The organism is Streptomyces sp. NPDC097617 (assembly GCF_044761485.1).
In the GTDB taxonomy this organism is placed as follows: Bacteria; Actinomycetota; Actinomycetes; order Streptomycetales; family Streptomycetaceae; genus Streptomyces.
Map to the genome: position 1 here is coordinate 126632 of NZ_JBIWCL010000009.1, position 24790 is coordinate 151421.

The following is a 24790-nucleotide window of genomic DNA, read 5'->3' on the forward strand; positions in this document are numbered from 1 at the left end:
GCGGGCTCAGCCGACCGGCGTGCCCGCCTCCAGGTAGAGCGGGCGCCCGCGTTCCTTCGCCCGCAGGGCCCAGCGCAGGCGTTCGTAGCGGTGCTGCGGGAGCAGGTCGGCGGCCTCGGTCTCCGTGACGAAGCGCCAGGCCCGCAGTTCGGGGCCGGGCAGCCGGAGTCGGGCCGTGGCATGCGCCGAGAGGTGGCCGCCGTCGAAGAGCAGGCGCAGCCCGCCGTACCCGGGCGGCTGGGGCGCTTCCCAGTCGACCACGAGCAGCCCGGGCGCCCGGTCGAGTACGACGCCCAGTTCCTCCGCGACCTCCCGTACGCCGGCGCAGGAGGGGGCCTCGCCCGCTTCGACGACGCCGCCCGGGAACTCCCAGCCCGCCTTGTAGGTGGGATCCACGAGCAGGACCCGGTCCTCCTCGTCGAAGAGCAGGACGCCGGCCGCGACCGTCTCGCGGGTGGGCTCGGGGGTCTGCACGATGTCGCAGACGCGGGCCGTCTCCGAGCGGACGGCTGCGGCGATGCGCCCGGCGGTCTCGCGCGGGGTCAGCGCCCCGTTGTCGATGACGTGCGCGTCGCCCGTCAGCCAGCCGAGGGCCTGCTGGTACACCGGGATGTGGTCGTACGCCCACTGCCGGACCCGGAGGTCCACCTCCGCGGGCTCCCCGGGCTCCTTCCGGGTGGCGATCCGCTCCCGCAGAATCGTTTCCGCAGGAGCCAGCAACACATGCCGGACCGGGATCCGGCGCGCGGCCAGCCCGCCGAAGATCTCGTCCCGGTACTCCTGGCGCAGCAGCGTCATCGGTACGACGAGCACCCCGCCCAGTTCGGCGAGCATCGCCGCGGCCGTGTCCACCACCAACCGCCGCCAGCTCGGGAGGTCCTGGTAGTCGCTCACCTCGGCGAGCCGTTTCGGCGGCAGCAGCACGCGCAGCGCGTCTCCGACGATCTCCGGGTCGAACAGGGTGCTGTCCGGCAGGATTCCGGTCAGTTCGCGGGCCGTGCTGGTCTTGCCGGCGCTGAATGTGCCGTTGATCCAGACAATCACGTCTACCCCTCTCCCCATGGCTCGTCCGGAGCCCCCAGTGGCTTGCCCGCATCACCCTGCCACGAAAACCTCGGTTTCCACCGATTGCATATCCTCAAGGTCACAGCCCCGCGCGTGAGCCCCCGGAGGATTCGCCACCGTGCCCCACAACCGCCGCCCGTTCGAGCCCCGCTACGGCAACCGGCCGACCATGAAGGACGTGGCGTCCCAGGCGGGCGTCGGTCTGAAGACGGTGTCGCGCGTGGTCAACGGCGAGCCCGGGGTCACCCCCGAGACCGAGAGACGGGTCCAGGAGGCCATCGAGGCCCTCGGTTTCCGCCGCAACGACAGCGCCCGCGTGCTGCGCAAGGGCCGCACCGCCACCGTGGGCCTGGTCCTGGAGGATCTCGCCGATCCCTTCTACGGTCCGCTGAACCGGGCGGTGGAGGAGGTGGCCCGCGCGCACGGGGCGCTGCTCATCAACGGCTCCAGCGCCGAGGACCCGGACCGGGAACGGGAGTTGGCGCTCGCGCTGTGCGCGCGCCGGGTGGACGGGCTGATCGTGATCCCGGCCGGGGACGACCACCGCTACCTGGAGCCGGAGATGCGGGCCGGAGTGTCCACGGTGTTCGTGGACCGGCCGGCGGGCCGGATCGAGGCGGACGTCGTCCTGTCGGACAGCTTCGGCGGCGCCCGGGACGGGGTGGCCCACCTGATCGCGGGCGGCCACCGCAGGATCGCTTTCATCGGCGATCAGCCGCGCATCCACACGGTGGCGGAGCGGCTGCGCGGCTACCGCGCGGCGATGGCGGACGCGGGCCTGACGGTGGCCGAATCCTGGATCTCCCTCGGGTCCACGGCCCCCGGACGGGTCGCGGCGGCGGCCGGGGCGATGCTCACGGGCCGGGAGCCGGTGACCGCCGTGTTCGCCGGGAACAACCGGGTGACGGTCACCGTCGTACGGGTCCTGGCGGCGCACGACCGGCCGGTGGCGCTGGTCGGCTTCGACGACTTCGAGCTGGCCGACCTGCTCCGCCCCGGCGTGACGGTGGTCGCCCAGGACCCGGCGGCCCTGGGCCGGGTGGCCACGGACCGCCTCTTCCAGCGCCTGGCGGGAGCCGACCTGACCCCGGCCCGCATCGAGCTCCCGACCCGTCTGATCCCCCGCGGCTCGGGCGAACTCCCTCCGGTCGGCTGACCCTCCCCCGGCGGGAGCCCGCTCGCCTCCGCGGGCGGGCACGGCAGCACCCTGCGCCGGCGGACGCGCAGACGGCGGCGGCCCGGTCAGTTGGTGGCCGTCAGGGTCGCCGAGCGGCGCGGGATCGCGAAGGCGTCCAGTTCCGCGCGGGTCAGGCCGGTGAGGGCGGTGACCTCGTCGGTGCCCACCGCGCCGCAGTCGAGGCCGCGGACCAGGTAGCCGGCGAGGGCCTTGGCGGTGGCGGGCTCGTCCATCACGTCGCCCTCGATCTTGGCGACGTACGCCTTCAGGCGCGCGGCGGCGGTCTCCAGGCCCTCGCGGTAGAAGGTGAAGACGGCGGCGTAGCGGGTCGGCAGGTGCGCCGGGTGCATGTCCCAGCCCTGGTAGTAGGCGCGGGCCAGCGCGCGGCGGGTCAGGCCGTAGTGGAGCTTCCAGCCTTCGTGGACCTTCTCGGTGGTGCCGATCGGCAGCACGTTGGTCGAGCCGTCGGAGACACGTACGCCGGTACCGGCGGCCGCGACCTGCATGATCGCCTTGGCGTGGTCGGCGGCGGGGTGGTCGCTGGCCTGGTAGGCCGCGGACACGCCGACGCAGGCGCTGTAGTCGAAGGTGCCGTAGTGCAGGCCGGTGGCGCGGCCCTGGGAGGCCTCGATCATGCGGGCGACCGTGGCGGTGCCGTCGGAGGCCAGGATGGACTGGCTGGTCTCGATCTGGATCTCGAAGCCGATCCGGCCCGGGCGCAGGCCGCGGGTGGTCTCGAAGGCCTCCAGCAGCCTGACGAAGGCGGAGACCTGCTCGGCGTAGGTGACCTTGGGGAGGGTCAGGAGCAGGTTCTCCGGCAGACCGCCGTGGGCGAGCAGGCCGGACAGGAAGATGTCCGTGGTGCGGATGCCGCGGTCGCGGACGTTGGACTCCATGCACTTCATGCGGATGCCCATGTACGGGGCGTTGGTGCCGTTGGAGTAGGCCTCGGAGACCAGACGCGCGGCGCGGGCGGCGGCCTGGTCCTCCTCCTCGTCGGAGCGGACGCCGAAGCCGTCCTCGAAGTCGACGCGGAGGTCCTCGATGGGCTCGCTCGCCAGCTTGGCGCGTACCCGGTCGTAGACGGGTACGGCCAGCTCGTCGGAGATGCCCAGCACCTTGGCGAAGGTGACGGCGTCCGGGGCGTGCTCGTCGAGGGCGGCGAGGGCCTGGTCGCCCCAGGAGCGGATGGTGTCCGCGGCGAAGACGTCACCGGGTACGTAGACGGTGTGGATGGGCTGCCGGGTGCCGGGGTCGCCCGGGTAGTGGCGCGCGAGTTCGGCGTCCACCGGCGCGAGGGAGGCGCTGATGCCCTCGCTGACCGCGCCTGCGAGGCTCGTCGCCACCTTCTCCTGCTGACCCATCGTGCACTCTCCTCTTTTCCGCTTCACGGAAGCTTAGATCCGCATAGCAGAATTTAATCACGGGGTTCCGCTCCGTCAATGGTCCCCCGGCCGTCCTGGACAAACGACTCGGGGCCGCGCGGTGAGAATCACCACACGGCCCCGGAGAAGCGAAGCTGCTAAGAGAAGCGCAGGTCAGGCGGTCAGCCCTTGCGCGCCTTGATCTCGCCGGTCAGCTGCGGGACGACCGCGAAGAGGTCGCCGACCACGCCGTAGTCGACGAGGTCGAAGATCGGGGCCTCGGCGTCCTTGTTGATGGCCACGATGGTCTTCGAGGTCTGCATGCCGGCCCGGTGCTGGATCGCGCCCGAGATACCGGAGGCGATGTACAGCTGCGGGGAGACCGACTTGCCGGTCTGGCCGACCTGGTTGGTGTGCGGGTACCAGCCGGCGTCGACGGCGGCGCGCGAGGCGCCGACGGCCGCACCGAGGGAGTCCGCGAGCTCCTCGATGATGGCGAAGTTCTCGGCACCGTTGACGCCGCGGCCGCCGGAGACCACGATCGCGGCCTCGGTCAGCTCGGGGCGGCCGGTCGACTCGCGCGGGGTGCGAGCGGTGACCTTGGTGCCGGTGGCCAGGGTGCCGAAGGTGACGGCGAGCGCCTCGACGGCGCCGGCGGCCGGAGCGGCCTCGACCGGGGCCGAGTTCGGCTTCACGGTGATGACCGGGGTGCCCTTGGAGACGCGGGACTTGATGGTGAACGACGCGGCGAAGGCGGACTGGGTCGCGACCGGGCCCTCGTCACCCGCCTCCAGGTCGGTGGCGTCGGTGATGATGCCCGAACCGATACGGACGGCCAGGCGCGCGGCGATCTCCTTGCCCTCGGCGGAGGACGGGACGAGCACGGCGGCCGGGGAAACGGCCTCATAGGCGGCCTGGAGCGCGTCCACCTTCGGTACGACGAGGTACTCGGTGAACTCGGGGGCGTCGGCGGTGAGGACCTTGACCGCACCGTGCTCGGCGAGCACGGCGGCGGTGGCGTCGGCACCGGCGCCCAGGGCGACGGCGACGGGCTCGCCGATGCGGCGGGCCAGCGTCAGCAGCTCGAGGGTGGGCTTGCGGACGGCGCCGTCCACGTGGTCGACGTAGACGAGAACTTCAGCCATGGGACTGCTCTCCTGCGATTGCGAAGTGTCTGGGGGCTAAGAGGGGTGGCCGAGGTTCTCAGATGAACTTCTGGCCGGCCAGGAACTCGGCCAGCTGCTTGCCGCCCTCGCCCTCGTCCTTGACGATCGTGCCGGCGGTACGGGCCGGGCGCTGCGCCGCGGAGTCGACCGCGGTCCAGGAGCCCTCGAGGCCGACCTCGTCGGACTCCAGGTCCAGGTCGGACAGGTCCCAGGACTCCACCGGCTTCTTCTTGGCGGCCATGATGCCCTTGAAGGACGGGTAGCGGGCCTCGCCCGACTGGTCCGTCACCGAGACGAGCGCGGGGAGGGAGGCCTCCAGCTGCTCGCTCGCGGTGTCGCCGTCACGGCGGCCGGTCACGGTGCCGTCCTCGACCTTGACCTCGGAGAGCAGGGTGACCTGCGGGACGCCCAGGCGCTCGGCCAGGATCGCCGGCAGCACGCCCATGGTGCCGTCGGTCGACGCCATACCCGTGATGACCAGGTCGTAGCCGGCCTTCTCGATGGCCTTGGCGAGCACCAGCGAGGTGCCCATGACGTCGCTGCCGTGCAGGTCGTCGTCCTCGACGTGGATGGCCTTGTCGGCGCCCATCGAGAGCGCCTTGCGCAGCGCGTCCTTGGCGTCCTCGGGGCCCACCGTCAGGACGGTGATCTCGGCATCGTCGGCCTCGTCGGCGATCTGCAGCGCCTGCTCGACGGCGTACTCGTCGAGCTCCGACAGCAGGCCGTCGACGTCGTCACGGTTGACGGTCAGGTCCTCGGTGAACTGCCGGTCGCCCGTGGCGTCGGGCACGTACTTCACACAGACAACGATCCTCAGGCTCACGCCGGCTCTCCTACCGCATCGTCTTTTCTGGTACCGCCTTGTGCAGGCAGCATAGGCGCCTTGTCGGGCGGATCCCGGTCGGGGCGGCCCGCGCTCCGAAGGGAATGTTACTCGTCAGTACATCGTGGGTCCCGCCAAGCCGCAAGGCTGCTGAACTGTGATCTGCCCAACGCCGCCCGACCCGGCCGAGCAGGGACGATTCAGTCACGCAAGGCGTTGAAGCGCCCCTGGTGGTAGAGCAGGGGGCGGCCTTCCCCGGCGGGATCCCCGACGACTGCCTCAGCGATGATCACACGATGTTCGCCGGCGGGCACACGTGCGACCACGCGGCAGACCAGCCACGCCAGTACGCCGTCCAGCACCGGCACCCCGTGCGGGCCCGCGGCCCAGCCGGTCGGCGGGCCGAAGCGGTCGGCTCCGCTCCGGGCGAACAGGCCCGCGAGCTCCCGTTGGTGCTCGCCGAGTATGTGGACGCCGAGGTACTCGCTGTCGCGCACCGCCGGCCAGGTGGAAGCCCCGGTGCCGATCGTGAAGGACAGCAGCGGAGGGTCGGCGGAGACGGAGTTGAGCGAGGTGGCGGTGAAACCCACCGGGTGCCCGCCGTCCTGGGCGGTGATCACGGCGACGCCGGCGGCGTGCTGCCGGAAGACCGACCGCAGCAGGTCGGGCGAGCCGGGGCGGGACGCGCCGGGGCCCGGGGCGGAGCCGGAAAGGAGGGAAAGAGAGGAACGGGGGGACGGAGCCGTGGGGGCCGTCGGGACTGTCGGAGCAGTCATCAGGGTTCTGCCTTCTGCCGCGGGACACGCGGGCGCTGTCGGGGATCGGGGGCCGGGGCTTTCAGTGATCCCAACAGCGCGCGCTCGCGTGGCGGACGAGGTCCACATGGACCCGTCCGTAGAGCAGGAGTTCATACCGCATACCGCCAGCGTGGCGATCTCCCGTGGACACAGTCAAGCGGGATCGGGCAGATGTCAGGCGCGTCACGCTGTGTGCGGGTGCGCGCACCGGCGCCCCCGGCACCGCCCCGCCGGTCCGCCCGCCGGCCGGGCCGCTCGTCATACGGCGGCACCGAGGGCGGCGATCACGTCCACCTTGCGCGGCATCCCGGCCGCCCGCCGCACGATCCGGCCCGCCGCGTCCAGGACCAGCACGGTCGGGGTCTTCTCGATCCCGAGGGCCCGAACGAGGTCGAGCCGCTCCTCGGCGTCGATCTCGATGTGCGCCACCCCGTCGACCATCGCCGCGACCTCGGCGAGGATCCGCCGCGTGGCCCGGCAGGGCTGGCAGAACGCGCTGGAGAACTGCACCAGGCTGGCCCTCGCCCCCGGCTCCGCGCCCAGTTCGGCGGCGCCCAGCCGGTTCCGCGCCTCTTCCTGCCCCAGCACCCGCGCTCCCGTCGCCGTATTCGTGTGCGTACGTCATCCTCGTACGCCCATCCGTGGAACCGAGCATCCCGAGCGCCCGCGACATTCCCGGCGTGACGAGAATCTCCCCGGGTAGGGTCTTCTGGACTGGCCAGGGCGCCGCGTATGGGGCACGATCCCCATGGTCGCGTACCTACGCTTCCGTAACTTCCGGCCGGGAGCACCTCCCCAGGCAGAAAGCGGGGTCTCCCCACCATGGCTGAGCTCGTCTACCCTCCCGTGATCGGCGCCGCGCACGGACTCTTCCGCGCGCTGGACATCCGTATCGACATGAAGGGCACCGAGAACATCCCCCGCAACGGCGGCGCGGTCCTGGTGTCGAACCACATCGGATACCTCGACTTCATCTTCGCCGGCCTGACGGCACGGCCGCAGAAGCGCCTGGTCCGCTTCATGGCGAAGGAGTCGGTGTTCCGGCACAAGGTGTCCGGTCCGCTGATGCGCGCGATGAAGCACATCCCCGTCGACCGCAAGCAGGGTGAGGCGGCCTACCAGCACGCCCTGGACTCGCTGCGGGCCGGCGAGATCATCGGCGTCTTCCCGGAAGCGACGATCTCCCAGTCCTTCACGCTCAAGAGCTTCAAGTCGGGCGCCGCGCGCATGGCGCAGGAGGCCGGGGTCCCGCTGATCCCGGTGGCGCTGTGGGGCACCCAGCGGCTGTGGACCAAGGGGCGTCCGAAGAATTTCAAGCGCAGCCACATCCCGGTGACGATGCGCGTGGGCGAGCCGGTGGAGGCTCCGGCCGACCAGTACGCCGGCGCCATCACCCGCCGGCTGCGCGAGCGCGTGCAGGAGCTGCTGGACGCCGCGCAGCGCGCCTACCCGGACAAGCCGAAGGGCGCCGACGACTCGTGGTGGCTGCCGGCCCACCTGGGCGGCACCGCGCCGACGGCGGCCGAGGTCCGCGAGGCGGGCTGACCCCGTCCGCTCATGACGCAGGCCTCCCGGACCACAACGGGTCCCGGAGGCCGACGTCGACGAACCGGGCCGTCAGTCGCTCCAGTTTTCGCTCCATTCCCACTTGTCGCGGTGGTCCTTCTTGTCATGGTGGTTCCACTTGTCGTGACCGTTCCACTTGTCGTGGTGGTTCTTTTTGTCGTGATGGTCCCACTTGCCATCATGACGCCCTCCCGGGGTCTCGCAAGGGGCCGCGAAGCACTGCCAAGGCTGCCCCCCGTCGACGACGTGCGGCGCCGCCGGGGTGGCGGCGAAGGCGGTCGTGGGCACGAGCACGCCTCCCGCCGCAACGGCGGTCGAGGCTACGAGCAGGGCGAGACGTCGGGTGCGAAGGTGCAGGGTCATGGCCGTTCTCCTTGGTCGGGGAAGCCGGATCGGTCTTCCCCTCCAGTACGCCTCGCCCCGGGCATCACGTCACGTCGCTGAATCCCGTGGCTTGACGGATCGGAGAACTCGTGTGAGGAGCTCGGGTTCTCGCCGGGTTCCGCGTCACCCGTCCCCTGCGCCGCCACTCGCCCGACGCCTCCCTTTCCCGTTCCTCCTGGCGCTTGCGGCGGCGGTGGGCGGCGACCCTCCCGTACGGGGACGGGGGCGCGGCCCCGGGCGCGCCCCGGGCCGGGCCTGGCGCGGGGCTCGCGGCCCTGTGGCGGGTCCGCGAAGTGCGGGCCGTCACCTCGGCCACGACCCTGGGCTTCGTCGGCATCGGCTCGCTCATCACCGTCTCGGTACTGCTGGCGGACGAGCTGGGCAGTCCCCGGCCGTGACGGCGGCGCTGTTCGCGGTGGCCGGGGTGTGCGACGGACGGGCCCCACGCGCGGGCGCCCGCAGCGCACCCACGGGGGCTACAGGGCCGTCGGAAGGTTCCGCCACAACTGCGGTCGGTCGGCGGACCCCCGAAGGGCCTTGAGCGCGGCCGGATGCGGAGCAGCGTGCAGCTCGGGGTAGTCGATCTCGCCGAGTTCCGGGTGTATGGGAAAGGCCAGCCGCTCGTGGTCGAGGTGGAAGCGGGCGTCCACACCGGGCTTGTTTCCGCGCGGGTCGAGGCGGGACCAGCGCGTACCGCCGGGCAGGCGCAGGGCGATCAGCCCGTGCACGACCGGGTTCGTCCCGTCGTCGTCGGTGAGGCGCTGATAGCACAGGGCCCCCGGGATGCCCTGGGCGCGCAGCAGGGCGACGAGGGCGTGGGACTTGGCGTAGCAGATGCCGTTGCGCGTCGCGAGGACGTCGGAGGCACGCCAGGCGACGCGGAGGTCGCCGGAATCCGCCGTGTGCGGGATCGTGTCGCGGACGAAGACGAAGGCGGCCTCGGCGTATGAGTATGCGTCGCCGGTGACGGCCCAGAGGGTCTCCGAGGTCTCCTGTACCAGCGGGTGCCAGTGGTCGATCGCCTCGTCGGACGCCAAGTAGGCATGGATATCGGGGTTCTGCTGGGTCAGCTGCATGGCCGGAGGATAGGCAAACCTCCGACCGGAAATCCATAGATTTCCGGTCGGAGGCATAATCATGCAGACCAGCGGGGGTGCCGCTCGGCCGTGTCGCCTAGCGGGCCAGCTCTTCCTTCAGTGCCTGGAGGAAGCCGTCCACGTCCTCTTCCTGGGTGTCGAAGCCGCACATCCAGCGGACGTCGCCCGCGGCCTCGTCCCAGAAGTAGAAGCGGTAACGCTTCTGCAGGCGCCGGGAGACCTCGTGCGGCAGCCGGGCGAACACCGCGTTCGCCTGCACCGGGTAGAGGATCTCCACGCCGTCCGTCTCGCGCACGCCGGCGGCGAGCCGCTGCGCCATCGCGTTGGCGTGCCGGGCATTGCGCAGCCACAGGTCCTTGGCCAGCAGGGCCTCAAGCTGCACCGACACGAACCGCATCTTGGACGCGAGCTGCATCGACATCTTGCGGATGTGCTTCATCTGCCGGACCGCGTCCGGGTTGAGCACCACCACGGCCTCGCCGAACATCATGCCGTTCTTGGTGCCGCCGTACGACAGCACGTCCACGCCGACCGCGTTCGTGAAGGCGCGCATCGGCACGTCGAGCGAGGCCGCCGCGTTGGCTATCCGGGCACCGTCGAGGTGGACCTTCATGCCGAGCGCGTGGGCGTGCTCGCAGATCGCCCGGATCTCGTCCGGCGTGTAGACCGTGCCCAGCTCTGTGTTCTGGGTGATCGACACGACCTGCGGCATCGCCCGGTGCTCGTCCTCGAAGCCCCAGGCCTCCTGGTCGATGAGCTCGGGGGTGAGCTTGCCGTCCGGGGTCGGGACGGTGAGCAGCTTGAGGCCCGCCATCCGCTCCGGCGCGCCGCCCTCGTCCACATTGATGTGGGCGCTCTTGGCGCAGATCACGGCGCCCCAGCGGTCTGTCATCGCCTGGAGGGCGGTGACGTTCGCGCCGGTGCCGTTGAAGACCGGGAAGGCTTGCGCGTACGGGCCGAAGTGGCTGCGGATGACCTTCTGCAGGTGCTCGGTGTAGTCGTCCTCGCCGTAGGCGACCTGGTGGCCGCCGTTGGCGAGCGCGATGGCGGCCAGGACCTCCGGATGCACGCCCGCGTAGTTGTCGCTCGCGAAACCTCGCACCGCCGGGTCGTGGTGACGCCGGGCGTCGGTCCTGCCTGCCTCGGTTCTCACGGTTGCGGAGTGAGCCACAGACGCTGTCCGTTCACATCGATTGCGGACCGCTCCCAGACGCCGGCGATGGCCTCGGCCAGCTCCGTCACGTCGGTGAAGCCCGCGAACTTCGCATTGGGACGCTCGGCGCGCATCGCGTCGTGCACCAGTGCCTTGATGACCAGGATCGCAGCTGCCGCGCCGGGACCCTCGTCACCCCCCGCCTTGCGGAAGGAGTCCGCCATCGCCAGGGTCCAGGCCTCGGCGGCCGCCTTGCCCGCGTTGTACGCGGCGTTGTTGGCGACCGGCTTGTGGGCGCCGGACTGGCTGATCAGCACGTACCGGCCGCGGTCGCTGCGCAGCAGCCCGTCGTGGAAGGCCAGCGAGGTGTGCTGGACCGTGCGGATGAGGAGCTTCTCCAGGAAGGTCCAGTCCGCGAGGTCGGCGTCCGTGAAGGTCTTGCTGCCCCGCCAGCCGCCGACGAGGTGGACCAGGCCGTCGATCCGGCCGAACTCCTTCTCGGTCTGCTCGGCCCAGGCCTTGGTGGCGTTCAGGTCGAGCAGGTCCACGGTGTCACCGGTGATGGTGGCGCCACCGTGGGCGTAGCGGGCCGCGTCCACGGCATCCGCGAGGCGCGCCGCATCGGCGTCGGACGCGATGACCACGGCGCCCGCCTCGGCGAGGCGGAGCAGGGTGGCGCGGCCCGCGGGCCCGCCGGCCCCGGCCACCGCCACCACCGCTCCGTGCAGCTTTCCGTTGCCGTTCCCGGAGCCGTTCATCTGTCCAGCCTCCTGTGGGCGAGCGCTCACGCGGCGACTCGCTCGGCCTGCTCGGCATTCAGGGCGGTGATGCCCTTCGTGGAGGCGATCACTCCCTTGAGCTTCTTGGCGAGCGCCTCAAAGAACATGCTGAGCGGAAACTCGTCCGGAAGCACGTCGTCCACGAGCTTGCGCGGCGGCTGCGTCGTGTCCAGGGCGTCGGGGCCCTTGGCCCACTTGGAGCCGGGGTGCGGGGCGAGGTAGGTGGAGACCAGCTCGTAGGCCTTGAACCAGTGGACGAGCTTCGGGCGGTCGATGCCGGCCCGGTAGAGGTCCTCGATCTCGGCGCACAGCTGGTTGGTGACCTGCGGGGCGCGCATCCAGTCGATCTTCAGCTTGTTGTCCGTCCAGCGCACGACGTCGTGCTTGTGGAGGTAGGCGAAGAGCAGCTGGCCGCCGAGGCCGTCGTAGTTGCGGTTGCGGTCGCCGGAGACCGGGAAGCGGAACATCCGGTCGAAGAGGACGGCGTACTGCACGTCACGGCCGTGCTCGTTGCCCTCGGACTCCAGCTTCACGGCCTCCTTGAAGGCGGTGAGGTCGCAGCGCAGCTCCTCCAGGCCGTACATCCAGAACGGCTGGCGCTGCTTGATCATGAAGGGGTCGAACGGCAGGTCGCCGTGGCTGTGGGTGCGGTCGTGGACCATGTCCCACAGGACGAAGGCCTTCTCGCAGCGCTCCTGGTCCTGGACCATGGCGGCGATGTCCTCGGGCAGGTCGATGCCCAGCATGTCGACGGCGGCCTCGGTCACCTTGCGGTAGCGGGCGGCCTCGCGGTCGCAGAAGATACCGCCCCAGGTGAAGCGCTCGGGGGCCTCGCGCACGGCGATGGTCTCCGGGAAGAGCACGGCCGAGTGGGTGTCGTAGCCGGGCGTGAAGTCCTCGAAGGTGATGCCGAGGAAGAGCGGGTTGTCGTACCGGGTGCGCTCCAGCTCGGCGAGCCACTCGGGCCACACCATCTTGAGCACGACGGCTTCCAGGTTGCGGTCCAGGTTGCCGTTCTGGGTGTACATGGGGAAGACGACGAGGTGCTGGAGTCCGTCGACACGCTCGGCGGCCGGGTGGAAGGCCAGCAGGGAGTCGAGGAAGTCCGGGACCTTGAAGTCGTCCGCGGCCCACTTGCGCAGGTCGGCGATGAGCGCGCGGTGGTACGCGGCTCCGTGCGGGAGCAGCGGGGACAGCGTCTCGACGGCCGCGACCACGCGGTCCACGGCGGCGAGGACGGTGGCACGGCCGTGGGCGCCCTCGACCTCGAAGTCGATGGAGCCGTCCGTGGCCTGCCAGGGCCGGATCTCCTCCACGGCGGCCTTGAGCTCGGGCCACGCGGGGTGGTCGACCACCCGCGCTTCGGCGGTTATCACGGCGCCGCCGGTACCGGGCACAAGAGTTTCCGTCATGTCACTTCCTCCACAGGAGAACCTCACGTATGGGCAGCGTATGCGCGCGAGGCTCTTCCCCTCAAGAGCCAACTCGGGAAATTATCCCGCCTCACCCCCTATCCCACCGGAAGTCTTCCCGTCGACCGCTGCGGAATCGACCACTCCGCCCAATTGCGCCAAGGCATCCCCGGCTCGCGGGCCATCCTGCGGCCGGACGGGGGCGGGCGGGGCCCGGGGGGCGGCAGAGGCGCACATCACATGCCGCGGAAGTGCGGAATGACCTTCTCGCCCCATTGGCGCAGGGTCTCCAGGCAGGCCTCCTGCTCCACCGTGCCCATCTGGATCAGGCACATGATCTCGTCGGCGCCCGCCTCGCGCAGCCGCTCCACGTACGCGATGGCGTCGCCGGCGGTCCCGTAGGCGTGGTCGGCGTTGAAGGTGGCCGTCGAGGTCGGCCGGACCGGGATGTCCAGTTCGTGCAGCCGGGCCACCACCTGCTCGGCGGCCCGGCGCATCTCGGCGGCCTCGTCGGCGCCCGCGACCACGGCCTCGTCCGGGACGCCGGCCCCGCCGTACCAGTGCCCGATGGACTGGGCGAAGAACCGCTGGCCGCGGGTGCCGATGCGCCGGGCCTCCTCCCGGTCGTCGAGCACGATGGTCGGGCAGAGCACGGAGAAGTGGTCGTTGACCACGGTGGACACGAAGCGGCTCCCGTCCCGCCCGGCGATCGCCGCGTCGTAGACGGAGCGCATCCGCGCGATGGACTCCGGGCCGGCGAAGCCCATCACCAGCGCCCCGATCCCCAGCTCGGCCGCCTGGACCAGGGTCTCTCCCCGGCTGCACGCCAGGAACAGCGGCGGATGCGGGGTCTGCCGCGGCCGCGGCAGGATCGGGTGCGGATCGATGTCGATCAGCTCGCCGTGGTACTCCAGCTCCTCCTCCCGCCAGGCCCTGCCGATGATCCGCAGGGCCTCCTCGACCTCGGCGGCGGTGCGGTCCCGGTCCACCCCGCACAGCGAGGTCTCCTGCTGGGTGCCGCCGCGTCCGGCCCCGAGGTCGAGGCGCCCGCCCGAGAGCAGGTCGAGCATGGCGGCCCGCTCGGCGACCCGCACCGGGTGGTTGAAGTTGAAGGGCATGCACACGACGCCGTGGCCGATGCGTATGGTGTTCGTCCTGGCCGCGACCCAGGTCAGGAAGATTTCGGGGGCGGACATGTGGGCGTACCACTTGAGCGAGTGGTGCTCGACCGCCCAGACCCGGTCGAATCCCATGCGTTCGGCCAGTACGGCCTGCTCGACGCAGTCGCGGATGACCTGGTGCTCCCGTTCCACCGTCGGGTCGGCAAGTTGGGCTTCGAAGATCACGGAGAATTTCACTGTGCCTCCAGGGTTGCGTCGCGTACCCGGTCTCACTTCAATTCGAAATATGACTAGTAGTCAGAAGTCGAAGAAACAAGAGCTACCGCCGACCGCGTGGGCCGTGCTCGGCCTGCTCTCCTTCCCCGGCGAGCGGACCGGCTACGAACTGAAGAAGTGGGCGGACGCCTCCCTGCACTTCTTCTACTGGTCGCCGGCCATCAGCCAGATCTACGCGGAGCTGCGCCGTCTGGAGGAACTCGGCTACGCGGCCTCCGCGCGCTCGGGACCCGAGGAGACACGGGCGAAGCGGCGCTACGCCATCACCGACGCCGGGCGCGAGGCCCTGGCCGGCTGGGCCGCCGACACCGCCGAGGCCGGGCCCCCCGTGCTCAAGCACGGACTGCTGCTGCGGATCTGGCTCGGTCACCTGGCCGAACCGGAGCGGCTGCGCGCGATGGTCGGCGAGCACCTGGAGCGCACGCGGGGCGAGCTGGCCGCCGTACGGGAGGCCATGGAGCACGCGAGCGGCGTGGCGGAATGGAGCTTCCCGACCCTCGCGCTGCGCTGGAGCGAGCGGCAGCACCTGGCCGAACTGGAGCTCGCCGAGGCCCTGCTCACCGACCTGGACGCGCTCGCGCGAAGCCCGCGGGACGCCGGTCGTCAAGCCGGTGGGGACGCGCCCACGCCCGGGTGACGCGGCAGGCGCCGCACCGGACCCGGCGGGGCGCACGACCCTGGCGGGAAGCGGCCGGGGCGCTTCCGCGGGGCCGTGCACGCCCGGTCCCATCGCACCCGCGGCGCACTAGCATGCGACCTCTATCGCGCGCGGCCGGTCGGGACACCGAAGCCGCGCGGGGAGCCGCCGTCGACGGAAGCGAGAGAACCTTGACTTTCCTCACCATCGGTCACCGCGGGGTCATGGGTGTCGAACCGGAGAACACCCTGCGGTCGTACCTCCGAGCGGAACGTTGCGGCATGGACGTCATCGCTCTGGACCTGCGCCTCAGCAAGGACGGAGCCCTCGTCGCCGTGCACGACCCCGAGGTGGACCGGACCACTGACGGCTCGGGGGCCGTCGCCGATCTCACCCTGGCCGAGCTGCGCGAGCTGGACGCCGGTCAGGGCGAGCACGTACCGGTCCTCGAAGAGGTCCTGGACGCGGTCCGGGTGCCGCTCCAGGCCTTCGTCGGGGACCCGGCCGCTGGTGCGGTGCTCGCCGAGCTGGTCCTGCGCCGCGACCTGATCTCCCGGGTGGAGGTGGCCTCCGACCGGGAGGACGTACTCGCCGGGACGGCCCGGCGGGTGCCCTGCGTACGGACCGTCCTGTGCGCGGCCCTGCCCGAGGGCGACGCCGGGCCCCTCGTGGACCGGGCGCTGGCCGCGGGGGCCGCCACGATCGCCGTGGACATCGGCCGGCTCAGCCTGGACGCCGTGGAGTCGGCGCACGCGGCGGGCCTGCGCGTGACGGGCCGGGCGGTCAACACCCTGGACCTGCTGCGGCTCGCGCGGGCGCTGGGACTGGACGGCGCCGCCACGGACTTCCCGGAGATCCGCAGCACGGGCCGCTTCACCGCCTGACGGCGTCCGGGATCCGCTCGTGGCGGCCTGCGCTCAGAGCGACTTGACCAGCAGCTCGAAGGCGAGGTCGTCGCGGAGCGGGACACCGAAGCGCTCGTCACCGTAGGGGAAGGGGCTCAGCTCGCCGGTGCGCCGGTAACCGCGGCGCACGTAGTAGGCGATGAGCTCCTCCCGCACGTTCACCACCGTCATCCGCATCTCCTTGGCGCTCCACGTCTCGCGGGCGCGGCGCTCGGCCTCGGCCAGGATCTCCTTGCCGAGGCCGCCGCCCTGGAGCCCGGGGCGGACGGCGAACATCCCGAAGTAGACGTGGTCGTGCCGGTGTTCGAGCTGGCAGCAGGCGACGAGCTCGCCCGCGCGCTCGACGACGAGCAGGTCCCCGTCCGAGCCGGCGATGACGGCGCGGACCCCGTCCGGGTCGGTGCGCTGCCCGTCCAGGTAGTCGGCCTCGGTGGTCCAGCCGGTCCGGCTCGCGTCCCCCCGGTAGGCGGACTCGACGAGTTCCACCAGTCCCGGTACGTCCGCCTCGACGGCACTTCGGAAACTCAGGGCAGCGGACTGGGCGGTCGTCATCGGGTGCTCCGTTCGGTGCGGCGGCATATGACATGCCGGGAAGACAGGCAGAGCGTATCCCGGAGCCGCGTGAGGGTGCTGTGAGAGGGGCATCTCTCCCCGTGACGCCGACGAACCGGGAGGTTCCGCCGTGCACGGTTCCGCCACGTCCCTCGCCACCTCCGTCTCCTCCTGGCTGCTGGTGCTGCTGTGCGCGGTGAGCGGTGCGTACTGCCTGCGGCGGGTGAGCGGTTCGGGCGGGCCCGCCGGCGAGGCCGTGATGGGCTTGGGGATGGCCCTCATGGCGGTGCCCCTCGGGGGCGGTGACGGCTGGCGGGTGCCCGTCCTGACCGTGGTCTTCTGCGGCGCGTCCCTGCATGCCCTGTGGCTGCTGCGGGGCGGGGCGCACCACGCGCACCACCTGGTGGGCTCGCTGACGATGGTCTACATGGCCCTGATGGCGGGGACCGGGACAGCAGGCGGCCAGGGGCACGGTCAGGCACACGCGCCGGGGGCCGGGCCGGGCCTGCTGACCGGGGCGCTGCTCCTCTACTACGCGGGGTACGTGGTGTTCGGCGGGACCCGGCTGATCGCGGCGGGCGCCGGTCCCGGCGCTTCGGCGGCCGCCGGCCGCGGCGGGCCCACCGAACTCATCCGCGCCTGCCGACTCGCCATGGGAATGGGGATGTTGGCGATGCTGCTCACGATGTGACGGGGGCGTCGGACGTGTCCTGCGTCACCAAAGCTGCGAGGGCGTACCCGCAGGTAGTCCCGCGCTCATAGGCTGGCGACCATGATGGTCCCCGCCGCCCTCCTGCTGCTCGGCGCCCTGACCGCGGTGCTCGCCCCCCGTCTGCTGGCCCGGGCCCGATGGCCCGAGCGCGAGCCGGTCGTCGCCCTGTGGGTGTGGCAGTGCGTGGTCGGCGCGGTGCTGCTGTGCTTCGGACTGTCGATGCTGCTGAGCGCGGCCGCCGCCTGGCAGGCGGTCCGGGGCCGGCTCTTCGCCACCGCCCCGCACGGTGTGGTCGACGCCTACGCGCTGGGCGCGTCCGGCGGGCCCTGGGCCGCCGTCACCGCGCTCGCGCTGGCGGGCGGCGGGCTGTGGACCGCTGCGATGCTGACCGGCGAGGTGCTGCGGGCCCGGGCCCGGCGGCGCGCACAGGGCAGCGAACTGCTGGTACGGGCCCCGCTGCTGCCCGGGGAGGACCCGGCGGGCGCGCGCCTCGTCGTACTGGAGGGGCCGCGGCCCGATGCCTGGTGGCTGCCGGGGGCGGCACCGCAGCTGGTGGTCACGACGGCGGCGCTGGGCCGGCTGAAGGGCAGCCAGCTCGATGCCGTACTGGCACACGAGCAGGGGCACGCGGCGGCCCGGCACGACTGGCTGCTGCACTGTTCGCGGGCGCTGGCCCGGGGCTTCCCGCAGGTACCGGTCTTCGCGGCCTTCGAGGCGGAGATGCACCGGCTGGTGGAGATGGCCGCCGACGATGTGGCCTCTCGGCGGTACGGACGGCTGACGATCGCTCTGGCGCTGGTCGGACTCAATGAGGACCGGGGGGTGTTCGGGGCCTCCTCGACCGAGCACGCGCACGTTCCGCAGCGGGTGCGCAGGCTGCTGTCGGCGGCGCCCCGGCTGTCCCCGGGCCGCCGGCTGCGGCTGACGGCGCTGGCCACCCTGGTCCCGGCGATCCCGCTGGTGGTGGCCTTCGTACCGGGCCTGAGCGCCCTCGCGTAGTGCGTACGCCCGCGGCGCTGCCCGCCGCCGCCGGGCGGTCGGTGGTGCGAGGATCACGGGATGCGCAATGATCCCCTGCGGTGGACGGGCATCGGCTGTGCGCTGCTCGTGGCCGTCCTGACGGCGCTGGTGGTGGCGCGGTGGCGGCCGCTGCTCGCGTACGACGAACGGGTCTCGCGGGACCTGCACGCCCACGCCGTGACCCATCCCGGGGTCACGCACCTCATGCGGGTGCTCAGCGACTGGGTGTGGGACCCCTGGACGATGCGGGCCCTGGCGGCCGTCGCCTGCGTCCTGCTGTGGTGGCGGGGCGACCGGGAGCGTGCACTGCGGGTGGCTCTGGCGACGCTGGCGGCCTCGGCGGTGCAGCAGGGAATGAAGGTGCTGGTGGGGCGGGACCGTCCGGTGTGGTCGGATCCGGTGGACTCGGCGCAGTACGCGGCCTACCCGTCCGGGCACGCCATGACGGCGACCGTGGTGTGCGGACTGCTCCTGTGGCTGCTCCCGCGCCCGGCCCCGCCATGGGCACCGGCCGCCTGGGCGGTGGCGGTGGTCTCGGTGCTCGGGGTCGGCTTCACCCGGGTGTACCTCGGGGTGCACTGGCCGTCGGACGTACTGGCGGGCTGGCTCCTGGGAGTGGCCCTGGTGGCTCTCGCGACGTGCGTACCGGTCCGCGCACGCGGCAGCGACCCGGTGGAACGGTGAGGGTACGGCGCGCCTGCCCTGGATGATCCCCCGTGTCACCCAGAGCAGGCGACCCCGTGCGCTGAGTATATTGGCTCGGAGCCAGTCAACGCAGGAGTAAGCATGTCCCCGCGCAGCGCATCGGTCAATGAAGAATTGCGCAGACGTTCCCGGGAGCGGCTGCTGCAGGCCACGGTCGAACTCGTGGCCGAGCGCGGCTACGAGGCCACGACGCTCGGCGACATCGCCGACCGGGCGGGCGCGGCCCGCGGCCTGGTCTCGTACTACTTCCCCGGCAAACGGCAGTTGCTCCAGTCGGCGGTGCACCGGCTGATGCACCTCACACTGCAGGCCGCGCTGGAGCGGGAGCCCCGCAGCGACTGCGGGCGCGAGCGGCTCGCGCGCGCGATCGACGCGATCCTGGGGCTCGCCCGGGACGAACCGCTGCTGATGCGCACGCACATGGCGGGCATCCTCGCGGCCGAGGGCTTCGTGCGGTGCCCGGAGCAACAGCGGCTGGCGGAGCTGCTGCGGGACACGATCGTCCGCTACGGCTCGGCGGACCCGGACGCGGACTACCCGCTGCTGCGTGCCCTGTTGATGGGCGCGGTCGTCGCGATCCTGCTGCCCGGCGCCCCGATGGAGGTGCAGCGGCTGCGGGCCGAGCTGTTCCAGCGCTACGGGCTGGACCGGGAGCTCGGCGTTCCGCCGGACGGCGTGCCGCCCGGCGGAACGTTTCACTCAAACCCCTCGCACCTCTGAGGTCAGTGGTACTCGGGCTGGGTCTGCACGTTGAGCCGGTCCGTCCACACCCACTTGGCGCTCTCGGTGCGCCAGTCGTCGAGCCTCAGCACGTCGAGGCCCTTGGTGATGTCGTTCGAGTAGATGTGCCCGTTGTAGTAGTACGCCGACCAGGACCCGCCGAGTCCGAGCTGGTCCGTCGTCAGCGGTCCGCGCTCGAAGTACGCGATCTCCTTGGGCCGGGCGGAGTCGGTGAACTCCCATACCGAGACGCCGCCCTGGTACCAGGCCTGCACCATGATGTCGCGGCCGCCGCCGACCGGAACCAGCGAGCCGTTGTGGGCCACGCAGTTCTCGGTGTCGGCCTGGTGGCGCGGGATCTTGAAGTAGCTGCGGAAGGCGAGCTTGCGCTGGTCCCCGCGGCCGGTGATCTCGTAGATCCCGTCGGCGCCCCGGTCGGGACCGGTGGCCTCGTTGCAGGTGGCGCCGCCACCGCCGCCGAGTTCGTCGGTGAACACCACCTTGTTCGCACGCTCGTTGAAGGTGGCCGAGTGCCAGAACGCGAAGTTCACGTTGTCCTGGACCCGGTCGATGACCCTCGGCTGCTCGGGCCTGCTGATGTCGAAGAGGATGCCGTCGCCCATGCAGGCACCGGCGGCCAGCTTCTTCGACGGAAGCACGGTGATGTCGTGGCAGCCGGTGGTCCTGGAGACTCCGGGGTTGGTGGGCGCGCCCGGGTTGCCGCCGTCCGGGAAGAGGACCGGGAAGGCGACGACTGCGGCCTTCGTCGGCGCCTTCTTCGGGACCTTCACGATCGAGATGCCGTCGTGCGGCGGCTTGCAGTCGGGGAAGGCCTCGTTCGGGGAGTACGAGGCGACGTAGAGGTAGAGGTCGCGGTCACCCGGCACCAGGGTGTGGGTGTGCGAACCGCAGGCGGTCTCGACGGACTTGATGTAGCGGGGGTTCTTCTTGTCCTTGATGTCGAAGATCTTGATGCCCTCCCACGAGGACTTCTCCGTGGCCGGCTGCGAGACGCTGTTGCAGGAGTCGTCGCTGCGCGAGGAGTCGGTGGAGAGGAAGAGCAGGTCGCCGTGGACCGAGATGTCGTTCTGGCCGCCGGGGCAGAGCACCTGGCTGACGGTCTTCGGGGCCTTCGGATTGGCTATGTCGTAGATGGTGAAGCCGTTGTAGTTGCCCGCGTAGGCATACCTGCCCTGGAAGGCCAGGTCGGAGTTGATCACCGTGGGGTCGCTGCTGGGGATGTTGGCCAGGGGCTTGATGTTCTTGCTGTGCACGATCTCGTCCTGGCCGGGAATGTCGCCCGGGGCGAGCTCCCTGCCCTCGACGAGGCCCGCGCTCTGCCGGTTCGCGCTGCCGGGTGTTAAGTCACCCGGGTCGGGGGTGGCGGCCGCCGGTCCGGCTGTGAGGAGCGTCGTGAGGAGGCCGGCCGCGGCAACCGCCACCCCCGTCCTCCTGTTTCGCACCCGCCTGGTGTGTAGCGAGGTCACTGTGCCCTCCCATGGGAGCCCGATCGGTTCCGCCCGCGAGGGAACGGAACCAGGACCCCGGCAGTATCTTCCTTTCCATGGACATGGCAACAGACCTCAGGGGTCGCCAGGCCTTATCGGCGCGGCCCGTTCGATGCGCCGTGGCAGTGGTGGCCGCCGGCCTCCTGCTGACCCTCTCCGGCTGTCAGGGGGACGACGGCTCGGACCGGGCCGACGACGGCCGGGCCACGGTCATCGCCCCGGGAAAGCCGGGTGAGAAGGCCCGTCACCTCACCCCCGAACAGGCCGCGAAGGCGAAACCGGACGACAGCCCGAACGCCGCAGACCACACCTACGTGTCGCGCATGATCGAGCACCACCGGCAGGCGCTGACGATGAGCGTGCTGGCCCCGGAACGGGCTGCGACCGACGGGGTCAAGCGGCTCGCCGAGCGGATCACGGCGGCCCAGAAGCCCGAAATCGGCGCGATGGAGAAGTGGTTGACCCGCTACCCGGCCCCCGCGGCGGGCTCCGGCGGGCACCCGCAGGGACACGACCACGGCGCGATGCCCGGCATGGCGACGGAGCAGCAGCTGCGGGAGCTGGCCGAGGCCGGCGGGGCCGACTTCGACCGGCTCTTCCTCGCGCTGATGACGGCCCACCACGAGGGCGCCGTGAAGATGGCCGGCGAGGCGCTGGCCGGCGGGAACAACGTGGCGGTGGAGGAGATGGCCACCGAGGTGGTGGCCACGCAGAGCGCCGAGATCCACCGGATGCGCTCCATGGGCTGACGGCGCGCGGGGCCGGTGTCATGCTGGGACCACCTGCGGGAGGAGCTCCGCCGTGCTTCGAATCGCCGTCGTCGGATCGGGCCCCAGCGGGGTCTACGCGGCCCAGACGCTGGTGCAGCAGCGCGAGGTGCCCGGAGTACGGGTGGACGTGCTGGACCGGCTCCCCGCCCCGTACGGGCTCGTCCGGTACGGGGTGGCCCCGGACCACGAGAAGATCAAATCGCTCCAGGGCAGTCTGCGCGGCGTGCTGGAGGACGAGCGGATCCGCTTCCTCGGGAACGTCGAGGTCGGCGGGGACCGGCTGTCCACGGACCGGCTGCTGGAGCTCTACCACGCGGTGGTGTACTGCGTGGGCGCGGCCCGGGACCGGCTGCTGGGGATCCCCGGCGAGGAACTGACCGGGGTGCACTCCGCCACGGCCTTCGTGTCCTGGTACAGCGGCCACCCGGATGCCGCCACCGAGTCCTTCGACCTGCCCGGTGTGGACAGCGCGGTCGTGGTCGGGGCCGGCAACGTCGCGGTGGACGTGACGCGGATCCTGGCCCGGGGCACGGCCGAACTGGCGCCCACGGACATGCCGCAGGCGGCGCTCGGCGCACTCGCGGACAGTGCGGTGCGCCGGGTGACGATGGTCGCCCGGCGCGGGCCCTCGCAGGGCAGATTCACCACCAAGGAGCTGCGGGAACTGGGCACGCTGCCGGGTGTGGACATCGGCGCGGACCCGGCCGAGCTGGCCCTCGACCCCGTGTACGGCGACCCGGCGGCGGCTGCCGCCCTGCCGGCGGTGGCCCGGCGGAACCTGGAGGTGCTGCGGGGCTGGGCCGCGGCGGGCCCGGGCGAGGGGCCCCGCCGGATCGCCCTGCGGTTCTACCTGCGCCCGGTGGAGGTCCTGGGCGGGCCGGACGGCCGGGTCACCGGGATGCGCTTCGAGCGCACCGCCCCGGACGGCAGCGGCGGGGTGACCGGCACGGGCGTCCACGAGGACGTCGAGGCGCAGTTGGTGCTGCGCTCGGTGGGGTACAAGGGGGTTCCGCTGACCGGGCTGCCCTTCGACCCCACGAAGGGCACGGTCCCGCACGCGGCGGGCCGGGTGCTGCGCGCGGGCCGGGCCTCGGTCGGCGAGTACGTGGCCGGCTGGATCAAGCGCGGCCCGACCGGGGTGATCGGCACGAACCGGCCCTGCGCCAAGGAGACCGTGTCCTCCCTGCTCCAGGACGCGGGGGCACTGGCCCGGCGCGACCTCCCCGGGGACCCGCTGGAGGCCCTGTGGGCGGCGGGTCTGCGGCCGGTCCGGTGGCCGGGCTGGCTGGCCATCGAGGCGGCCGAGGCCGAGCTGGGACGCTCCCTGGGCCGCCGCTCGGTCAAGATCCCGGACTGGCAGGGGCTGTTGGGCGCGGCCGGACCGGCCTGAGCGTTCCCGGGAGACCGGTGGACCTCAGGAGGCGAGCCGGGCCGCCTCGGCCGCGGCGGCCGCCAGGACGCTGTCGAGGAGGCCGGGGAAGAGCGCCTCCAGCTCCTCCCGGCGCAGGGCGTTGAGCTTCGTGGTGCCGCGGTAGGTCTGGCGTACGACTCCGCTCTCGCGCAGGACGCGGAAGTGGTGGGTGGTCGTGGACTTGGTGACCGGCAGGACGAAGTACGAGCAGGCCAGGTCCTCGGCCGAGGCGGCCAGGTCCAGGGCGATGGAGAGCCGGACCGGGTCGGAGAGCGCGTGCAGCACGCCTTCCAGGCGGATCTCGCCCGCCTCGGGGTGGGCGAGGATGCGGGAGGTGTCCCGTTCCGTCATGTCCCTGCTCCACTCACTCGGGTTCGGTCGGTTCTTGCTGCCGGGCCCATCGTACGAGAGTCGTCGAAGGCGGCGTGCGGGTCGCGGAGATCGACGGAGAGCGGAGGTGGGGCTCCGGCGACACCCCTGTGGGCGCCGGAGCCCCACCCCGTCACCAGGACCGGTGGTACTGCTGCGGCGTACGGACCTCCGCGCCCAGCTCGCGCGCCGCGCGGCGGGCCCAGTACGGGTCGCGCAGCAGTTCCCGGCCCACCAGGACCGCGTCGGCCTCCCCGTTGGCGAGGATCTTCTCGGCCTGCTCCGGTTCGGTGATCAGACCGACCGCGGCCACCGGCAGGGAGGTCTCGGCCTTGACCCGGGCCGCGAAGGGGACCTGATAGCCGGGACCGACGGGGATCTTCGCGTGGGGCGCGAGCCCGCCGGTCGAGACGTCGAGCAGGTCCACCCCGTGCCCCGAGAGCAGCTGCGCGAACCGGACCGTTTCGTCGGCGGTCCAGCCCGCCTCCTCCAGCCAGTCGGTCGCGGAGATCCGGAAGAACAGCGGAAGCTCCTCGGGCCACACCGCCCTTACGGCGTCCACGACTTCGAGGGCGAAGCGGGTGCGGTTCGTGAAGGAGCCGCCGTACTCGTCGGTGCGCCGGTTGCTGTGCGGGGAGAGGAACTGGCCGATGAGGTAGCCATGGGCGCCGTGGATCTCGACGACCTCGTAGCCCGCGGCGAGCGCGCGCCCGGCGGCCGCCGCGAACTGGCCGGTGATCTCATGGATCTGCTCGACCGTCAGCTCGTGCGGCACCGGGTGGCCCTCGGTGAAGGCCAGGGGGCTCGGGGCGAGCGGCTGCCAGCCGTGCGCCTCGGGCCCGACCGGTCCCCCGCCCTTCCAGGTGCGGTCGGTGGAGGCCTTGCGGCCGGCATGGGCGATCTGGATGCCCGGGACGGTGCCCTGCGCCTTGAGGAAGGAGGTGATCCGGCGCAGCGCCTCGACCTGGGTGTCGTTCCAGATGCCGAGGTCGTAGGGGGAGATCCGGCCCTCCGGGGAGACGGCGGTGGCCTCCTGGATGATCAGGCCGGTGCCGCCGGTGGCCCGTGCGGCGTAGTGGGCGAAGTGCCAGTCGTCGGCCACGCCCGCGTTCGGCCCGAACGCCTCGGCGCTGTACTGGCACATCGGGGCCATCCACACGCGGTTCGGGACGGTGACGGAGCGAAGGGTCCAGGGCGCGAACAGGGCGGCGAAAGCGGCGGGGGCAGCAGTCATCAGGTTCTCCAGATACGACGGGACATGCCGGGGGTCGACCAAGTACGAGAGTTACCGTACTACGAAT

Annotated in this window: 27 protein-coding genes; 11 read left to right on the plus strand and 16 right to left on the minus strand. The window is 71.8% G+C overall.

From position 1 onward, the window contains the following. Nucleotides 1-6: 6 nt before the first annotated feature. Nucleotides 7-1062 (minus strand): NUDIX domain-containing protein, encoded by a 1056-nt coding sequence (locus ACIQZO_RS17405; RefSeq protein ID WP_403626732.1) that lies wholly within the window; start codon nt 1060-1062, stop codon nt 7-9. 172 nt (nt 1063-1234) lie between these two features. Here ACIQZO_RS17405 and ACIQZO_RS17410 point away from each other — a divergent pair, with 172 nt between their 5' ends. Further along, nucleotides 1235-2221 (plus strand): LacI family DNA-binding transcriptional regulator, encoded by a 987-nt coding sequence (locus tag ACIQZO_RS17410; RefSeq protein ID WP_403627030.1) that lies wholly within the window; start codon nt 1235-1237, stop codon nt 2219-2221. 86 nt (nt 2222-2307) lie between these two features. On the opposite strand, the gene ACIQZO_RS17415 is transcribed toward ACIQZO_RS17410, so the two are convergent. From ACIQZO_RS17415 to ACIQZO_RS17435, 5 genes are all read right to left on the minus strand, one after another. Next, a complete protein-coding gene (locus ACIQZO_RS17415) occupies nt 2308-3606 on the minus strand; it encodes a DUF6986 family protein (protein ID WP_403626734.1) in 1299 nt (432 codons plus the stop codon). A 182-nt stretch (nt 3607-3788) separates the two neighbouring features. Next, nucleotides 3789-4751 (minus strand): electron transfer flavoprotein subunit alpha/FixB family protein, encoded by a 963-nt coding sequence (locus ACIQZO_RS17420; protein WP_403626737.1) that lies wholly within the window; start codon nt 4749-4751, stop codon nt 3789-3791. Between the two features lie 58 nt (nt 4752-4809). After that, nucleotides 4810-5595, minus strand: coding sequence for an electron transfer flavoprotein subunit beta/FixA family protein (locus ACIQZO_RS17425; protein ID WP_030012969.1), 786 nt, complete (start codon nt 5593-5595; stop codon nt 4810-4812). A 200-nt stretch (nt 5596-5795) separates the two neighbouring features. Next, complete coding sequence (locus tag ACIQZO_RS17430; RefSeq protein WP_403626740.1) at nt 5796-6371, minus strand: flavin reductase family protein; 576 nt, start codon at nt 6369-6371, stop codon at nt 5796-5798. Between the two features lie 279 nt (nt 6372-6650). Next, entirely contained in the window at nt 6651-6977 is a 327-nt protein-coding gene (locus tag ACIQZO_RS17435; protein WP_403627033.1) for a thioredoxin family protein, read from the minus strand. A gap of 237 nt (nt 6978-7214) precedes the next feature. On the opposite strand from ACIQZO_RS17435, the gene ACIQZO_RS17440 reads away from it, so the two are divergent. Then, a complete protein-coding gene (locus tag ACIQZO_RS17440; RefSeq protein ID WP_403626743.1) occupies nt 7215-7937 on the plus strand; it encodes a lysophospholipid acyltransferase family protein in 723 nt (240 codons plus the stop codon). Nucleotides 7938-8009: 72 nt separating this feature from the next. On the opposite strand, the gene ACIQZO_RS17445 is transcribed toward ACIQZO_RS17440, so the two are convergent. Further along, on the minus strand, nt 8010-8321 hold the full coding sequence (locus tag ACIQZO_RS17445) for a hypothetical protein (RefSeq protein WP_403626746.1): 312 nt from the start codon (nt 8319-8321) through the stop codon (nt 8010-8012). Between the two features lie 203 nt (nt 8322-8524). Between ACIQZO_RS17445 and ACIQZO_RS17450 the strand changes: the two genes are divergently transcribed. Continuing rightward, the gene (locus ACIQZO_RS17450; protein WP_403626749.1) at nt 8525-8740 is read left to right on the plus strand and encodes a hypothetical protein; all 216 of its coding nucleotides are present in this window, start codon (nt 8525-8527) and stop codon (nt 8738-8740) included. Between the two features lie 78 nt (nt 8741-8818). On the opposite strand, the gene ACIQZO_RS17455 is transcribed toward ACIQZO_RS17450, so the two are convergent. From ACIQZO_RS17455 to ACIQZO_RS17475, 5 genes are all read right to left on the minus strand, one after another. Then, nucleotides 8819-9418 (minus strand): transglutaminase family protein, encoded by a 600-nt coding sequence (locus ACIQZO_RS17455; RefSeq protein WP_403626752.1) that lies wholly within the window; start codon nt 9416-9418, stop codon nt 8819-8821. Nucleotides 9419-9515: 97 nt separating this feature from the next. Next, nucleotides 9516-10610, minus strand: a complete 1095-nt coding sequence (locus ACIQZO_RS17460) for a threonine aldolase family protein (RefSeq protein ID WP_403626755.1) — start codon at nt 10608-10610, stop codon at nt 9516-9518. Further along, a complete protein-coding gene (locus ACIQZO_RS17465) occupies nt 10589-11350 on the minus strand; it encodes an SDR family NAD(P)-dependent oxidoreductase (RefSeq protein WP_403626758.1) in 762 nt (253 codons plus the stop codon). Before ACIQZO_RS17465 ends, ACIQZO_RS17460 begins: the two co-directional genes overlap by 22 nt. A 26-nt stretch (nt 11351-11376) precedes the next feature. After that, entirely contained in the window at nt 11377-12783 is a 1407-nt protein-coding gene (locus tag ACIQZO_RS17470; RefSeq protein WP_403626761.1) for a DUF6421 family protein, read from the minus strand. A gap of 236 nt (nt 12784-13019) precedes the next feature. Continuing rightward, on the minus strand, nt 13020-14141 hold the full coding sequence (locus ACIQZO_RS17475) for an LLM class flavin-dependent oxidoreductase (protein ID WP_403626764.1): 1122 nt from the start codon (nt 14139-14141) through the stop codon (nt 13020-13022). Nucleotides 14142-14190: 49 nt separating this feature from the next. Between ACIQZO_RS17475 and ACIQZO_RS17480 the strand changes: the two genes are divergently transcribed. Both ACIQZO_RS17480 and ACIQZO_RS17485 read left to right on the plus strand, forming a co-directional pair. After that, on the plus strand, nt 14191-14817 hold the full coding sequence (locus ACIQZO_RS17480; RefSeq protein WP_403626767.1) for a PadR family transcriptional regulator: 627 nt from the start codon (nt 14191-14193) through the stop codon (nt 14815-14817). Nucleotides 14818-15008: 191 nt separating this feature from the next. Further along, nucleotides 15009-15701 carry a glycerophosphodiester phosphodiesterase gene (locus ACIQZO_RS17485; protein ID WP_403626770.1) on the plus strand — a complete coding sequence of 231 codons (693 nt, stop codon included), beginning with the start codon at nt 15009-15011 and terminating at the stop codon, nt 15699-15701. 33 nt (nt 15702-15734) lie between these two features. Here the strand turns inward: ACIQZO_RS17485 and ACIQZO_RS17490 are convergent, their stop codons facing one another. Next, nucleotides 15735-16274, minus strand: coding sequence for a GNAT family N-acetyltransferase (locus tag ACIQZO_RS17490; RefSeq protein ID WP_403626773.1), 540 nt, complete (start codon nt 16272-16274; stop codon nt 15735-15737). 130 nt (nt 16275-16404) lie between these two features. Here ACIQZO_RS17490 and ACIQZO_RS17495 point away from each other — a divergent pair, with 130 nt between their 5' ends. From ACIQZO_RS17495 to ACIQZO_RS17510, 4 genes are all read left to right on the plus strand, one after another. Further along, entirely contained in the window at nt 16405-16965 is a 561-nt protein-coding gene (locus tag ACIQZO_RS17495) for a DUF5134 domain-containing protein (RefSeq protein ID WP_403626776.1), read from the plus strand. 81 nt (nt 16966-17046) lie between these two features. Continuing rightward, nucleotides 17047-17985: a M56 family metallopeptidase gene (locus ACIQZO_RS17500; protein ID WP_403626779.1), complete on the plus strand. Its 939-nt coding sequence runs from the start codon at nt 17047-17049 to the stop codon at nt 17983-17985. Nucleotides 17986-18045: 60 nt separating this feature from the next. Next, nucleotides 18046-18690, plus strand: coding sequence for a phosphatase PAP2 family protein (locus ACIQZO_RS17505; RefSeq protein ID WP_403626782.1), 645 nt, complete (start codon nt 18046-18048; stop codon nt 18688-18690). Nucleotides 18691-18792: 102 nt separating this feature from the next. Continuing rightward, nucleotides 18793-19431: a TetR/AcrR family transcriptional regulator gene (locus tag ACIQZO_RS17510; RefSeq protein WP_403626785.1), complete on the plus strand. Its 639-nt coding sequence runs from the start codon at nt 18793-18795 to the stop codon at nt 19429-19431. A 2-nt stretch (nt 19432-19433) separates the two neighbouring features. Here ACIQZO_RS17510 and ACIQZO_RS17515 read toward each other — a convergent pair whose 3' ends face one another. Continuing rightward, nucleotides 19434-20918 carry an LVIVD repeat-containing protein gene (locus tag ACIQZO_RS17515; RefSeq protein WP_403626788.1) on the minus strand — a complete coding sequence of 495 codons (1485 nt, stop codon included), beginning with the start codon at nt 20916-20918 and terminating at the stop codon, nt 19434-19436. 77 nt (nt 20919-20995) lie between these two features. Between ACIQZO_RS17515 and ACIQZO_RS17520 the strand changes: the two genes are divergently transcribed. Together ACIQZO_RS17520 and ACIQZO_RS17525 are read left to right on the plus strand one after the other, a co-directional pair. Next, entirely contained in the window at nt 20996-21688 is a 693-nt protein-coding gene (locus ACIQZO_RS17520) for a DUF305 domain-containing protein (RefSeq protein ID WP_403626791.1), read from the plus strand. 52 nt (nt 21689-21740) lie between these two features. Further along, complete coding sequence (locus ACIQZO_RS17525; protein ID WP_403626793.1) at nt 21741-23099, plus strand: FAD-dependent oxidoreductase; 1359 nt, start codon at nt 21741-21743, stop codon at nt 23097-23099. Nucleotides 23100-23123: 24 nt separating this feature from the next. Here the strand turns inward: ACIQZO_RS17525 and ACIQZO_RS17530 are convergent, their stop codons facing one another. Together ACIQZO_RS17530 and ACIQZO_RS17535 are read right to left on the minus strand one after the other, a co-directional pair. Then, complete coding sequence (locus ACIQZO_RS17530) at nt 23124-23471, minus strand: ArsR/SmtB family transcription factor (protein WP_403626796.1); 348 nt, start codon at nt 23469-23471, stop codon at nt 23124-23126. A 151-nt stretch (nt 23472-23622) separates the two neighbouring features. Beyond that, entirely contained in the window at nt 23623-24723 is a 1101-nt protein-coding gene (locus tag ACIQZO_RS17535) for an NADH:flavin oxidoreductase/NADH oxidase (RefSeq protein WP_403626799.1), read from the minus strand. Nucleotides 24724-24790: the final 67 nt, after the last annotated feature.